Genomic DNA, 13,509 nt, shown 5'->3' on the forward strand with positions numbered 1-13,509 from the left:
GTCTATGCCTTGCTGCCGCGAGCATAGCTGGATTCGCGGTCCCACTTGCTCATATCGATTTGCGCAGTACTCTGATTGCCCAGCTCGAGCATCCGGGCGATTGCTGCGCTGCGCCGCGCTTCCAGCCCAACGGCTTCAGCCATATGCTGGCGCACCAGTGCATTCACCGTCGTCTTGCGCTCGGCCGCGAGCACGCGAAATCGTGCCAGAAGGTCTGCATCAACCGCCAGGGTAATGTTCTTGGTCATGGTTCGTGCCCACATTTACACAGGATATGTGTAAAATAGGATCGCCTCGGATTCATGTCAACCGAGAGCGCCGGCGTGGAGAGTGCCGGTTTCACCGGTCATCCCCTGGGTGATGACCTTGGTGTCTTTGTTTACGAGGATGGACATGATTGTCTCCGGAGCATGAACACTAAAAATCGGCTGAATTGAAATCTAAAGGTTTGGGCCCACGACGATGTTCACACCGAGCGCGGCGCTTTCAGGTTCGAATTTGACCCGGACCAGATGCGCTTTCGTCTCATAGAACTGAGCGAGCATATCCTCGCTGACGGTGGGATTTCTGAGGGCGAACTTGCTCGACCGCGTCATCACAGAAAAGCCCAAGTCCTGCTGCAAACCCGTCGTCAGGCCGGAACGGTCCGTGTCCGTATCGAGAAACGCCAGTATCCGGCAGGTCGTGCCGCCCGGATGCCGTGTCACGAACAGCGAAACGTTACGCCGGACATAGGCGAGGCTGCGCGAGGCCGGGTCACTGCGTTCGAGATTAAGCTGCTTGTCAGTCAGCTTGGCCCAGCCCTTCGCTTTGAGCGCGTCTGCGCCGGGGTTCTGCGCACCGACTGTCTCGGCGGTGCAGTCTTTCACGGCATCGAGCAGGTCGGCCACGTTCGAGTGCGCGGACATGGCCGCTTCGAGCTGCGCAGCGGCATCGTTGTCCTGCGCCGTGGCCGGGGCGGCCACAGCGCAAAGAGCAACAAGGGCAAGCCAGTTACGCAAGGCTGCCATCCAGCCCCTTGCACGCCACCAGCAGTTCCTCGACCGCGTCGGTCGAGACCTTGAGGTTGCTCTTCTCCTCGTCCGACAGTTCGATCTCGATAACCTCTTCGATGCCGTCCTTGCCGATCACGCAGGGCACGCCGACATAGAGCCCGTCGAGGCCGTATTTGCCTTCGACATAGGCCGCACAAGGCAGGATACGCTTCTGGTCGCCGAGATAGGCTTCGGCCATGGCGATCGCGCTGGTGGCGGGCGCGTAATAGGCCGAGCCGGTACCGAGCAGGGCGACGATCTCGCCGCCGCCGCCGCGGGTGCGCTTGACGATTTCATCCAGACGACCGGCGTCGACACCCTTGATCTTGGCGAGGTCATGCACCGGGATGCCGCTGATGGTGGAGTAGCTCAGAACCGGCACCATGGTATCGCCATGGCCACCGAGCACGAAGGCGTTGACGTCCTTCACGCTGACACCGAATTCCCATGCGAGGAAGGTCGCGAAGCGCGCGCTGTCGAGCACGCCTGCCATGCCGACGACTTTGTTGTGCGGCAGGCCGGAGAATTCGCGCAGCGCCCAGACCATCGCGTCGAGCGGGTTGGTGATGCAGATCACGAAGGCGTCGGGGCAGTTGGCCTTGATGCCTTCGCCGACCGCCTTCATCACCTTGAGGTTGATGCCGAGCAGGTCGTCGCGGCTCATGCCGGGCTTGCGCGCGACGCCTGCGGTGACGATCACGACGTCCGCACCGGCGATATCTGCATAGTCGTTCGAGCCGGTGATCTTCGCGTCGAAGCCTTCTACCGGGCCGCACTGGCTGAGGTCGAGCGCCTTGCCCTGCGGCACGCCCTCGACCACGTCGAACAGGACGATGTCGCCCAGCCCCTTCAATGCCGCGAGGTGGGCGAGCGAGCCGCCGATATTGCCGGCGCCGATCAGCGCGATCTTCTTGCGTCCAGTGTTCTTGGCCATGGGAAATCCGTCCTTCCAATCGCGCGGGACCGCAATGCCGAACCGGAAAGGCGCACGCCCGCATCCCGCGAGGAAGCCGCGCCCGGTGATGGGAAGCGGACTAGGCCTGAGTCGAGGCGATTGCAACCGGCAAAAGCACCGACTTGTCAACTATATCTGATAATAGTTCGCAATTGCAATAAGCGGGAGGCGAGGTGTTGTTCAGTCACCGGACTGCAGTGGAAATCCGTCATGCCGTCGCGCGCTGCTCGTCCCCGTCACTCCGTTCCTGCGCCAGTAGCATGGTGGCGAGATAATCCGGCACCGCGCGGCTGAAATGGTAGCCTTGGCCGAGCGTACAACCCGCCTCGCGCACGACGCGGACCTGTTCGATCGTCTCGATCCCTTCCGCCACGATATCCATTTCCAGCTTGGAGCCGAGTTCGGCCACCGCGCGGATGATCGCATCGCTCTTGGCCCCGACATCGGGTCCGGACACGAAGCTGCGGTCGATCTTGACCTTGCTGAAGGGATATTTGTGAATGTAGGCGAGCGAGGAATAGCCGGTCCCGAAATCGTCGAGCGCGAACTTCACGCCCGCTTCGGTAAGGTCGGCAATGAAGGCTTCGGTCGCAGCATGATCGTCGAGGAACAGGCTCTCGGTCACTTCGAGTTCGAGCCGGTGTGGCGGCAGCTTGGCTTCGCGCAATGCGTTGAGGATACCGAGCGAGGCGCCGGGCGCACGAATCTGCAACGGCGATAGATTGACCGCCAGCGTCACGTCATCCGGCCACTGGGCTGCGGCTTTGGCGGCGCGCGCGGTGATCCAGTTGCCAAGCGTTACGATCACCCCGGTTTCCTCGGCCACCGGGATGAATTCGTCGGGTTTCAGTTCGCCCTTGCGCGGGTGGAACCAACGGACCAGCGCCTCGAAAGAGCGGATCTTGCCGGTTTCGAGATCGACGATCGGCTGGAAGAAGATCGACAGCTCGTCCTTTAGGATGGCCGCGCGGAGCTCGGCCTCGATCTCGCGGCGGCGCACCAGATCGCGGCTCATGGTCGCGTCATAGAAGCGGGTCTGCTTCCGTCCATTGACCTTGGCATGGTAGAGTGCAAGATCGGCGCTCTGCATCAAAGTGTCGGCATCGATCCCGTCTTCGGGCATCAGCGCGACACCGATCGAGGCACCGACCTCCATCCTTTCGCCATTGATCCGCATCGGCCGCATGATCTCGGCATGGATCTCGCTCGCGAGACGTTCGCTCGCCTTGCGGTCCTCGACCTCGGCGATGACGATGAACTCGTCGCCGCCGAACCGGGCGACGGTGGCACCGGGCGGCACGACTTCCTTGAGCCGGTTTGCGGTTTCCAGCAGGACCCTGTCGCCTACCGGATGGCCGAGCAGGTCATTGACTTCCTTGAACCGGTCGAGGTCCATCCAGAACAGCGCCAGCGTCTGGCCGTCGGGCAGGGCCATCATCTTGTCGACGATATCCTGGTTGAGGCCTGCCCGGTTGATCAGTCCGGTCACGACGTCGGTGCGCGCCAGGGTCCGCATCTGCTCTGCCATAAGCTGGCTCGCTTCCGCCGCTGCAATCGAATCGCGCAGCACCTTGAACACGTTGAGGGTGATCGACGCCATTGCCGGCAGCAGCAGGATCATGGTCACGGCAAGGAAGAGGTAGGGCAACGAGGCGATGTAGATGCAGGCGACAAGGATCGGGAGCGTTACGAGCGTCAGTTGGCCCAGCGCGATGGTGGGCCGGCCGGCATTGCGGGCGCAGATGCCGACACCGTAACACATCGCATTAGCCATCATCAGCACTTCGAGCTCCGCTCCGACTTCGAGCAGCAGCGTCAGCGCGGCGATCAGGCCGAGCAGGAATGCGTAGCTGAACGCCCCGGCCTCGTAGATCAGTTCGAGCCGCTTGGTGCTTTGCAATTCGTCATCGGGCGAAAGGCCGACGGCTGCGGTGACTCTGGCGATGGCGATCATCGTCAGCACGCCGCAGCAGATCGAGAGCGCCTGCGAACCGCTCAGCATCGCGACAAGCAGCGTGGATACGACCCCGTTGAAGGCCCCGATCGCGAGGCTGGCGGGCTGGGTATAGAGGGTGCGCACGAGAATGCGCCGGACCTGTTCGGTCTGCGCATCGTCTCGCCAAAGACGCGAGAGGCTGCGCAGCATCCTCCCGGCAAGAGCCTTTCGTGCCATGTGCCCGGACTAGTGCGAATAGGTTCGCGTCCGGTTAACGCGAAACTTACCAAACCCTTGGTTCGGCAAGCCGATGACAATCCATGATTTTGTGCCTAGCCGCGCGCGAAATGCAACGGGGTCAGGGTCGGAGAGCAGGGCAGGGGTTCAGGCGATCCGGGGTTTGTCGCTGCGGGCGCATTCTTCCGCCATGCGACGGTCGAGCGTGCGGCAAACGCCGAGCCACCACTGGTAACTTTCGCTGTCGCCTGCGAAGAAGGCGTTTTCGGCTTCCTTGCGCGCGACCTGCGCAGCGCGAAGACCATGCTCGGCAAAGTGGCGCAGCGCTGCATGGAGCAGATTGTCGCTCAGTCCCGCCTCGCCATTGTCATTCGCCGCCGCGCCGAGCGGGCGACGGGCGAGGATACGCGCCACCGGTGAGCGAAGCGGAGAACGGGCGGCGGCGAAGTGGACCGTCATCAATGAAGACTCCTGCAGCTGGGGAAGAGGTGTTGCAGCCTGACTACCCGCCTGCGCCTAAGCCTTGGTGTGATTTCAAGGTTTCACGCCGGTTAACCTATTGGCCGGTGTTGCCATTCCCGCTTGCAGGCTTGCCCGGCTCGTTGATCCAGCGGCCCGAATTGGCATATTCGGGCTTGACGCCGCTGGCGTCGGGCAGGTTCTCTGCGGTGAACACCCGGTCGCCGCCGCGCTGCTGGACGGCAGGCGCATAGGCGGGGGCCGCCGCGCGCGGCGGGATGCCGGCCTTGCGTGCCTCGGCTTCGGCCTTGGCCCTGGCTTCCTCGAAGGTGCGGGCGAGCGAAATCGGGTCCGCCGGGTCGCTCGCCGATGCGCTGGCGCTGCGCGGCTTGGGCGCCGCCACAGGCTCGTTGCCCGAATAGGCCGAGATGAACGCTCCCGGCTTCCCGGCATTGCCCTTCCAGCGATAGAAGCGGTGCGCACCGATCGTGCCGACGGGATCGAGGCTGGGTGCCCAATAGGGATAGATCCAGATCGTGTGGTAGTGCGTTGCGAGGCCGACCGGGGCATAGACCTGCCCGGCCAGCGCATCGGCAGCGACCATCCGCGCGCGCGCCCATGCCGCCGCGCTTGGCCGACGCGCCAGCGATCCGTCGCAGGTGAAGCTGAACTGGCAGCCAGTCACCCGCTCGCTGCCCTGGAACACCACGCCGCATACGCTGTTGGGGTAGCTCGGGTGCGCGACGCGGTTGAGCACAACCTGCGCCACCGCGCGCTGCCCGCCGATCGCCTCACTCGCCGCCTCGTAGTAGATTGCCTGCGTCATGCACTGGAGCGCACGGGCGCGGTCCATCCCGCTGCCGCCGCCCATGAAGGCGCGCGCAGCAGGCCCGGCGCGGCTTGCGATCAGTTCCTCTGACGCGGCCAGATCGCCGGTGCCGGAAATGTCGAACAGCGGCGTCTCGCGCTGTTCGAAGTCATATGCCAGTTGCGGCTCGTCCTCGAGATAGTAGAACGCCGACCCGGGGAAACTCTCGCCTGCGGTTTCGAACGGCATCGCCTTGGCGCTGCCGGCCAGCGCGGATTCTGCGGTGCTATCGCGAAATGGGCTCCAGTCGCCCGGAGCGGCAAAGGCCGGGACCGCGACTGCCGCCGCCAGCGCAAGAATGCGCCGACCGCGGTGCGGCTGGGCGGGCTTGCAGATCGAGGCAGGGGTTCGGGTCAAGGGCATCCTTCGGTGGTTCCGCCGAGCAACCCGGCGCGCTAGCAGCGCGTATCGCGAAACCTCACATCGCGCGATGCTTTCGCTCGGGGCCGTCCCTTAGCGGCACAGGCCGCAAACGGCGGTTAAGCCGCATGGTCAAGGATCGGTTAAGCGCCGGTGCACTTGCGGAAAGCTGGACGGGCGGTTATGCGCTCAGTCACGTCATGGGTGCCCGCGCAGGCGGGCCTAAGAGGGAAGCAGGTGCGATACCTGCGCTGCCCCCGCAACTGTGACCGGGGAGGTCGGCTCCGATACGCCACTGCGCGCCATCTGGGCGGGCGGGAAGGCGGGGCCAGACCAGCGATCCGGGAGCCAGGAGACCTGCCGGTGACGGTCGTTCGAGCCAGCGGGCGGGGTGCACCGGGGGCAGATGGGAGAGCGCCGAATGCGTGGCGCTCGCTTCCGTCATGAGCGACTTCGCTTGTGACAGGAGGTTTGATGCGTAAATATCTGTTTATAGGTGTTTCCTTTGCGGCGATTGCTGGCCCTGGCTGGGCACAGGATGCTGTTGAGGACGAGCAGTTCTGCCTTTGCAATGGCACCCGGATCAACGAAGCGGAGATCACCGTAACTGCTACCGGCACGCGGATCGAAGTGGAGGATACCGGGCAATCCGTCACCGTCTTCGGCCCTGAAGAAATCGCCGCAGTGCAGGGAGCCGATCTCACTCGCGTGCTCCAGCGTGCGCCGGGGGTGACCATCGCCCGCAATGGCGGCACGGGGAGCTTTACCGGCGTGCGCGTGCGCGGTGCGGAGGCAGAGCAGTTGCTCACCCTGATCGACGGCGTGCGTCTATCCGATCCGGCGGCGCCCGGGGGCGGGTTCGATTTCGGAAACCTGCTCACCGGCAATCTAGAGAAGGTCGAGCTGCTGCGCGGATCGAACAGCACGGTATGGGGGTCGGACGCAATCGGCGGGGTGCTGGTTGCCTCGACCAGGGCGTCGAGCGCGCTTTCTGCCAGTGCCGAATATGGCGCGCGCGATACCGTCAGCCTTGCGGTCAGCGGAGGCCTGTCGGGCGATACCGGCTTCGTCGGCCTTTCTGGCAGCTACTTCACCACCGACGGCTTTTCGGCGGCGGCAAACGGCACCGAGGCCGACGGATTCGAGCAGTGGGCGGTCAACGGGCAGGGCAGGCTCTACCTGTCCTACGCGCTCGAACTCTTCACGCAGGCGCGCTATGCCGAAGGGCGGCTGGAGCTGGATGGTTTCCCGGCCCCCGCCTTCGCCTTGGCCGACACGGCAGAATACCAGGACACCCGCCAGCTCTCCGCCGCAGCAGGCGCAACCTACGACAATGGCCCGCTATTCGTCCGCGCGACCTACTCATTCGCCGACACCGCGCGCGACAATGTCGATCCCGCTTTCGGGCCGAGCTTCACCAGCGACGGGCGATCCGACCGGATCGATGTCAAGGGCGAATGGCGCCCGATCGGCCCGCTGCTGGTCAATTTCGGGGCCGAGCACGAGTGGCTCGAATACCGGACGCTGTTCGATGCCGGGAACGACACGCGCATCTTCGGGGCCTACACCCAGCTTGGGATCGAATTCGGCGGACTGTCCGCCCATGCCGGGGCGCGGTTCGACGATCATGCCCGGTTCGGCAGTGCGACCAGCTTCGGTGCGGACCTGAGCTATGAAGTGGCCGACGACCTGCGCCTGAAGGCCAGCGTGGGCGAAGGCTTCAAGGCGCCGACCCTGTTCCAGCTGTTCAGCGATTTCGGCAACGAGACGCTGCGGCCCGAGAGGAGCACGAGCTTTGATATCGGCCTGACCTACAGCGGTCGGGCATGGCTCGATTATGTAGGCATCACCCTGTTCCGGCGGGACAACGAGAATCTGATCGATTTCGTCTCCTGCTTCGGCGTGACGGGCGGCATCTGCACCGATCGCCCCTTCGGCACCTATGACAATGTCGGGCGTACACGCGCGCAGGGGTTCGAGCTCGAAGCAGGCAAGACGCTGGGCGAGGTGCTGCAATTGCGCGCCGCCTATGCCTTCATCGATACCGAGAACCGCACCGCGGGATCGGCGAACCGCGGTAAGGTGCTGGCGCGCCGCCCGGATCACGCGCTGACGCTGTCCGCCGACGTCGAATTCGATCCGGGTTCGGAATTCACCCCGACGCTGGGCGCGGAGATGCGCTTCGTTTCCGACGCATTCGACAATGCCGCCAATACCGTGCCGCTCGACGATTACGTGGTGATCGACGTCCGCGCGACGAAGCCATTGCTGATGATCGACGAGGATACGCAGCGCACGCTCGATATCTTCGCGCGGATCGAGAACGTCACCGACGCAGGGTACCAGACCGCCGCAGGCTACGCCTCGCCGGGACGCGGGGTGTTCGTGGGGATCAGGACGGGGCTCTAGTGCTCGGCCCCATTGCCATGTCGTCCCCGCGCAGGCGGGGATCCAGGGTGACCTGCGCACTGCTCGCACTCTGGATCCACGCTTTCGCGGCAATGACCCTGGCTGGATGCAGCGTGTCCTCTGCCAAAGAAGAGGCGACGTCCGAACACCCCACCATCGTCAGCCTCAACCCCTGCACCGATGCGGTGCTGGCGGAGATCGCCGGTCCCGAGCAGCTGCTAGCGATATCGCACTACAGCCAGGACCCGTCCGCGACGTCGATGGACTTGGCACAGGCGCGCCACTTCCGTGCCACCGGCGGGACGGTGGAGGAGGTCCTCGCGCTCGATCCGGATATTGTGGTGGCGAGCAGCTTCCTCGCCCCTGCCACGCGCAAGGCCTTCGAGGATCTGGACGTGCGGGTGGAAACCTTCGGCATCGCTTCGACCGTCGACGACAGCGTGGCACAAGTGCGGGCGATCGGCGCGCTGGCGGGCAAGCCGGAGCAGGCCGAGCGCCTCGCGCAGCGGATCGAACAGGCGGCAGAACCCAGGAGTGGCTCGCCGCCTGTTTCTGCCGTCCTGTGGCAACCCGGCGGTATCGTGCCGGGCGATGGCGCGCTCGTCAGCGAACTGCTGCGCCGAGCGGGCTTCGCCAGCCATAGCGCGGCGATCGGCATGGGGCAGGCGGATTACCTTTCGCTCGAGCAGGTGCTCGCCAGCCCGCCGCATCTGCTGCTGGTTGCCGGGCAGGAACGCTCGCAGCAGCATCCGGCGCTTGCTTCGTTGCCGGGCATGAGGGTCGAACGGCTCGATCCCGCGCTGCTCTATTGCGGCGGCCCGACGATCATCCGCGCGATGGACCGGCTGAGGGAGGTGCGCCGATCCTTCGAGACGGGCGCTCGAACTGCGTCCTCGCACCCTCCTCAGGACGAGCGGTTGGATTCAGTCAACGCCGCTCATCCTGAGGAGCGACCGAGGCTGAAAGCCGAGGGAGCGTCTCGAAGGACATGACCCGCGCCACGCTCATCCTCCTCGGCCTGATCGCCGTAGCCTTCCCGCTTTCGCTGCTTGCAGGCCGCGTGTGGATCGACCCCGCCAGCACCCCCAACGCCGCGCTGATCCTCGCCGAGCTGCGGCTGCCGCGCAGCGTGCTGGCGCTGGTGATCGGCGCGGGGCTGGGGGCGGCGGGGGCGGCGATGCAGGGCTATTTGCGCAATCCGCTGGCCGATCCGGGGCTGTTCGGCATCGCGCCGGGCGCGGCGCTGGGGGCGGTGGCGAGCTTCTGGCTGGGCTATGCCGCCAGCGCCTGGGCACTGCCGCTGATGGCACTGATCGGCGCGGGCGGGGCGATGGCGCTACTGGCGCTGATCGCGGGGCGGACCGCCAATGGGCCCAAGGGCATCGCGCTGTTCACGCTCGCCGGACTGATGATCGCCAGCCTCGCCGGAACGCTCACCAGCCTCGCGATTTCGATGGCACCCAATGCCTTCGCGATGAGCGAGATCGTTGGCTGGCTGATGGGTGCGCTGACCGACCGCAGCTGGTGCGACGTGGGGGTGGCTGCGCCGCTGACGCTGGCCGGGATCGGCCTGCTGGCGCTGCTCGGGCGCGATCTCGACGCGCTTATCCTCGGAGATAGCGCCGCGCGCTCGCTGGGTATGGACGAGCGGAGAGTGCTGTGGATGCTGATCGGCGGGATCGGGCTCACCGTGGGGAGCGGGGTCGCGGTGGCGGGAATCATCGGCTTCGTCGGACTGATCGTGCCGCACCTCGTGCGCCCGCTGACCGACCGCCGACCGTCGCAGCTGCTGCTGCCGAGCGCGCTCGCTGGCGCATTGCTGGTGCTGGTGGCGGACAGCGTGGTGCGCGTGCTGCCGCTGGTCACCGAGCTGCGGCTGGGTATCGCGCTCAGCCTGATCGGCGCGCCGTTCTTCCTCTGGCTGCTGCTGCGGATGCGGCGGGGGTTGGCGTGATGCTGCGCGCGGAGGGCATCACCATCGGTACGCGACTGCGCGATGTGTCGACGGCGATCGAACCGGCCTGCATCACAGCGATCTGCGGACCCAACGGCGCGGGCAAGTCGACGCTGCTGCAGGTGCTCGCAGGCCTGCTGCGGCCCGAGGCGGGGAGGGTGATGCTGGAAGGCGAGGCGCTCGACACACTCCACCCGCGCGAGCGGGCGAAGGCGATCGGCTACCTGCCGCAGGATGCCGAGATCGCGTGGGATGTTGCGGTGCGCAGCCTCGTCGCGCTGGGCCGCCTGCCGCATCGCGATCGCGGCAACGCGCAGGTCGAAGCGGCGCTGGCCGCGCTCGATCTGGAAGCGCTGGCCGAGCGCCCGGTGTCGCAGCTGTCGGGCGGCGAGCGCGCGCGGGCGCTGCTTGCCCGGGTGATTGCCGGGGACCCGCGCTGGATACTCGCCGACGAGCCCTTCGCCGCGCTCGATCTCGCGCATCAGGCGCGGCTGCTCGCGCAGCTTGCGGCGCAGGCGGCGAGCGGGGCCGGGGTGGTGGTCGTGGTGCACGACCTCGCGCTGGCGATGAACCATGCGCAGCGCGTCGTGGTGCTCGATCGCGGTCGGGTGGTGGCGGACAGCGCGCCGGCGGCTGCGCTGACGCCGGACCTGTTGCGCGCAGTGTGGCAGGTCGATGCCGAGTGGATCGGCAAGCCCGGTCGCCGCGCGCTCGTGACCCGCTAACTCACAAAAAAGGCCGGGATTGCTCCCGGCCTTCCTTGCTCGATTGGCTAAGGCTTACTCGCCGCCATCTGTCAGCCCGCGCGCTTTGAGCATCGGGCCGACGTCGGGTCTGCGCCCGGCGAACTTCTGGAACATGTCGAAATAGTCCATCGTCCCGCCGCGGCTGAGCACGGTGGCGCGGTAGTGGTCGCCGTTGGCACGGGTCAGCCCGCCGTTGTCCATGAACCACTTGCGGCTGTCGCGGTCGAGCATCTCGGTCCACAGGTACGAGTAATACCCCGAGCTGTAGCCCGCCGGGTCGGAGAAGATGTGGTTGAAATAGCTGCTGCGATAGCGCGGCGGCACCAGGTCGATCTCCAGCCCCAGCTCCTCGAGCGACTTGCGCTCGAACGCGTCGACTTCCTCAGGCGTGTCGATCGCGGCGGCTTGTGCCGGCGTGAGCGCGTGCCACTTCATGTCGAGCAGCGCGGCTTCGACCACCTCGCCGAAGTCGTAACCCTGGTTGAACTTCGCCGCCTGCTGGAACTTGGTCACCAGCTCCATCGGGATGGTCTCGCCGGTCTGGTAATGCTTGGCATAGTTCTGCAGCACCGAGGGATAGGTCGCCCACATCTCGTTGACCTGGCTCGGATATTCGACGAAGTCGCGCGCCGTCGCAGTACCCGAGAGCGAAGCGTATTTCTGGTCGGCGAAGAAGCCGTGCAGCGCATGGCCGAATTCGTGGAACATCGTTTCGACCTGGTCGAAGGCGACCAGCTGCGGCTCGCCGTCGGCCGCCTTGGGGATGTTGAGCACGTTGTAGATCACCGGCTTGGTGCCATACAGATGGCTCTGGTCGACGAAGTTCGACATCCACGCCCCGCCACGCTTGCTCGGCCGCTGGTAGGGATCGAAATAGAAGATGCCGAGCTCGCTGCCGTCGCGGTCGTACACAGTATAGGTGGTCACGTCGGGATGATACACCGGCAGGTCGGTGCGCTTCTTGAAGCTCAGGCCATAAAGCTGGTTGGCGGCGTAGAACACGCCGTCTTCCAGCACGCGGTTGATCTCGAAATAGGGCTTCACCGCATTTTCGTCGAGGTCGTACTTCTCCTTGCGGACCATCTCGGCGTAGCGATACCAGTCCCACGGCTTGACCTCGAAATCGCCGCCCTCTTCCTCGATCTTGGTGTTCAGCAGCGCGGCTTCGCGGCGCTGGGTTTCGGCCAGCGCGGGGACCATCGCCTCCATGAAGTCGAGCGCGGTCTTCGGGTTCTTCGCCATCCGGTCCCACATGGCGTAGGTCGCCCAGTCTGGCGCGCCGAACAGCGCGGCCTTGCGCGCGCGCAGCGTGGCGATCTTGGCGAGCAGCACGCGGGTGTCGTTCTTGTCGCCCATCACCGCACGGTCGTGGCTCAGCGTGAACAGTTTTTCGCGCGTGGCGCGGTTCTCGAGGCTGGGGAGCGCGGGCTGCTGGGTGGTGTTCTGCAAGGCGAGGGCGAACTTGCCCGGCATGCCCTTGTCGGTCGCGAGCTTGGCAGCGGCATCGATTTCGCTGTCGCTCAGCCCGGCGAGCTCGCCGCGGGTGTCGACCACCAGCGCGTTGTCGACAGTCGCTTGCCGCACCTTCTGGCCGAATTCGGTGGTGAGCGAGGAAAGCTCGGTGTTGATCGCCTTGACCTGATCCTTCTGCGCATCGGTCAGCAGCGCGCCGGCGTGGACCATGCCGTCATAGGTTTCCTCGAGCAGCTTGGCGTCTTCCGGCGTCATCGTCATGGCGGCGCGCTTGTCGTACACCGCCTTGACCCGCGCGAAGAGCACCGGGTCGAGCGTGATCGAGTCCGAATGCGCGGCGAGCTTGGGGCCGATCTCGGCATCGACCGCGTCGAGCGTATCGTTGGTGTTGGCCCCCGACAGCGCGAAGAACACCGCCGCGACGCGGTTCAGCATCTGGCCCGAGGTCTCGAGCGCGACGATGGTGTTCTCGAACGTGGGCGCGGAAGTGTCGGCCTTGATCGCCTCGACCTCCGCCTTGTGGATCGCCATCGCCTGCTCGAAGGCGGGCAGGTAGTCGCTGTCCGCGATCTTGGTAAAGTCGGGCGCGAGCATCGGCAGGTCGCTCGGCTGCGCGAAATAGCCGGTGGCCTGCGGAATTGCGGTTGCGGCAGGCGCGCTGGCTTCGGCCTGCGGAGCCTCCTGCGCATAGGTGGAGCAGCCGGCGAGGATCAGTGCGAGGCCGGTGGTGGCCAGGATAGGGGCTTTCATGGTGTCTCCCGAAAGTTGAAGGCAAGCGCCCGCGGATGCGGCGCAATTGCCCCGTGCTTAGCTGGGAGCGCTTGAACCGGAGATTACGCCGGAATGCAAGCGGGAGACAGGCGTTGGTCGAGCGGGGGCGGGGGTTGGTGGAATGGGGGAGGTGACTCGGCTACTGCTGGACCATCGAATGTGCCGCCGCCTGCTGATTGCATGATGGTCGCCTGCCTCTACCTTAGGGTCAGGACTCATTGATTGAGCCAGAAGATGACGGTTGCGGCGATGCATATTGCTGACATGAAGGCATGCGCGCAGCGATCATAGCGTGTGTGGATGCGCC

The 13,509-nt window shown here is 65.5% G+C and carries 11 protein-coding genes, 1 pseudogene and 1 riboswitch; of the genes and pseudogenes, 4 read left to right on the top strand and 8 right to left on the bottom strand.

Going from position 1 to position 13,509, the window contains the following annotated elements; all coding sequences use genetic code 11:
- Window positions 1-2 precede the first annotated feature (2 nt).
- From NSO95_RS06465 to NSO95_RS06490, 6 genes are all read right to left on the bottom strand, one after another.
- On the bottom strand, window positions 3-248 hold the full coding sequence (locus NSO95_RS06465) for a hypothetical protein (protein ID WP_257595343.1): 246 nt from the start codon (window positions 246-248) through the stop codon (window positions 3-5).
- A 192-nt stretch (window positions 249-440) separates the two neighbouring features.
- Complete coding sequence (locus tag NSO95_RS06470) at window positions 441-965, bottom strand: hypothetical protein (RefSeq protein ID WP_257595344.1); 525 nt, start codon at window positions 963-965, stop codon at window positions 441-443.
- Window positions 966-993: 28 nt separating this feature from the next.
- A complete protein-coding gene (gene mdh / locus NSO95_RS06475) occupies window positions 994-1,968 on the bottom strand; it encodes a malate dehydrogenase (protein WP_257595345.1) in 975 nt (324 codons plus the stop codon).
- Window positions 1,969-2,197: 229 nt separating this feature from the next.
- A complete protein-coding gene (locus tag NSO95_RS06480) occupies window positions 2,198-4,162 on the bottom strand; it encodes a putative bifunctional diguanylate cyclase/phosphodiesterase (protein ID WP_257595346.1) in 1,965 nt (654 codons plus the stop codon).
- Between the two features lie 147 nt (window positions 4,163-4,309).
- Entirely contained in the window at window positions 4,310-4,621 is a 312-nt protein-coding gene (locus tag NSO95_RS06485; RefSeq protein ID WP_257595347.1) for a hypothetical protein, read from the bottom strand.
- A 97-nt stretch (window positions 4,622-4,718) separates the two neighbouring features.
- Window positions 4,719-5,846, bottom strand: coding sequence for a cell wall hydrolase (locus tag NSO95_RS06490; protein ID WP_257595348.1), 1,128 nt, complete (start codon window positions 5,844-5,846; stop codon window positions 4,719-4,721).
- Between the two features lie 188 nt (window positions 5,847-6,034).
- Window positions 6,035-6,228: riboswitch (cobalamin riboswitch) on the top strand.
- Between the two features lie 95 nt (window positions 6,229-6,323).
- Between NSO95_RS06490 and NSO95_RS06495 the strand changes: the two genes are divergently transcribed.
- Genes NSO95_RS06495 through NSO95_RS06510 form a run of 4 tightly spaced genes read left to right on the top strand, consistent with a single transcriptional unit; the run spans window position 6,324 to window position 10,937 of the window.
- A complete protein-coding gene (locus NSO95_RS06495; protein WP_257595349.1) occupies window positions 6,324-8,258 on the top strand; it encodes a TonB-dependent receptor plug domain-containing protein in 1,935 nt (644 codons plus the stop codon).
- Between the two features lie 47 nt (window positions 8,259-8,305).
- On the top strand, window positions 8,306-9,250 hold the full coding sequence (locus tag NSO95_RS06500; RefSeq protein WP_257595350.1) for an ABC transporter substrate-binding protein: 945 nt from the start codon (window positions 8,306-8,308) through the stop codon (window positions 9,248-9,250).
- Window positions 9,247-10,212: a FecCD family ABC transporter permease gene (locus tag NSO95_RS06505; protein WP_257595351.1), complete on the top strand. Its 966-nt coding sequence runs from the start codon at window positions 9,247-9,249 to the stop codon at window positions 10,210-10,212. The genes NSO95_RS06500 and NSO95_RS06505 overlap by 4 nt, the downstream gene beginning before the upstream one ends.
- Window positions 10,212-10,937, top strand: a complete 726-nt coding sequence (locus NSO95_RS06510) for an ABC transporter ATP-binding protein (RefSeq protein WP_257595352.1) — start codon at window positions 10,212-10,214, stop codon at window positions 10,935-10,937. Before NSO95_RS06505 ends, NSO95_RS06510 begins: the two co-directional genes overlap by 1 nt.
- Window positions 10,938-10,991: 54 nt before the next feature.
- On the opposite strand, the gene NSO95_RS06515 is transcribed toward NSO95_RS06510, so the two are convergent.
- A complete protein-coding gene (locus tag NSO95_RS06515; protein ID WP_257595353.1) occupies window positions 10,992-13,181 on the bottom strand; it encodes a M3 family metallopeptidase in 2,190 nt (729 codons plus the stop codon).
- A 236-nt stretch (window positions 13,182-13,417) separates the two neighbouring features.
- A pseudogene (locus NSO95_RS06520) lies at window positions 13,418-13,509 on the bottom strand (IS5/IS1182 family transposase); the annotation flags it as partial.

This window comes from Parerythrobacter lacustris, assembly GCF_024626475.1.
Classification (GTDB): Bacteria; Pseudomonadota; Alphaproteobacteria; order Sphingomonadales; family Sphingomonadaceae; genus Parerythrobacter_A; species Parerythrobacter_A lacustris.

What these genes read in the sequence shown, in the direction of transcription:
- NSO95_RS06465 (WP_257595343.1), bottom strand. Translation starts at nt 248, where the DNA reads ATGACCAAGAACATTACCCTGGCGGTTGATGCAGACCTTCTGGCACGA.
- mdh (WP_257595345.1), bottom strand. Translation starts at nt 1,968, where the DNA reads ATGGCCAAGAACACTGGACGCAAGAAGATCGCGCTGATCGGCGCCGGC.
- NSO95_RS06480 (WP_257595346.1), bottom strand. Translation starts at nt 4,162, where the DNA reads ATGGCACGAAAGGCTCTTGCCGGGAGGATGCTGCGCAGCCTCTCGCGT.
- NSO95_RS06485 (WP_257595347.1), bottom strand. Translation starts at nt 4,621, where the DNA reads ATGACGGTCCACTTCGCCGCCGCCCGTTCTCCGCTTCGCTCACCGGTG.
- NSO95_RS06495 (WP_257595349.1), top strand. Translation starts at nt 6,324, where the DNA reads ATGCGTAAATATCTGTTTATAGGTGTTTCCTTTGCGGCGATTGCTGGC.
- NSO95_RS06505 (WP_257595351.1), top strand. Translation starts at nt 9,247, where the DNA reads ATGACCCGCGCCACGCTCATCCTCCTCGGCCTGATCGCCGTAGCCTTC.
- NSO95_RS06510 (WP_257595352.1), top strand. Translation starts at nt 10,212, where the DNA reads ATGCTGCGCGCGGAGGGCATCACCATCGGTACGCGACTGCGCGATGTG.
- NSO95_RS06515 (WP_257595353.1), bottom strand. Translation starts at nt 13,181, where the DNA reads ATGAAAGCCCCTATCCTGGCCACCACCGGCCTCGCACTGATCCTCGCC.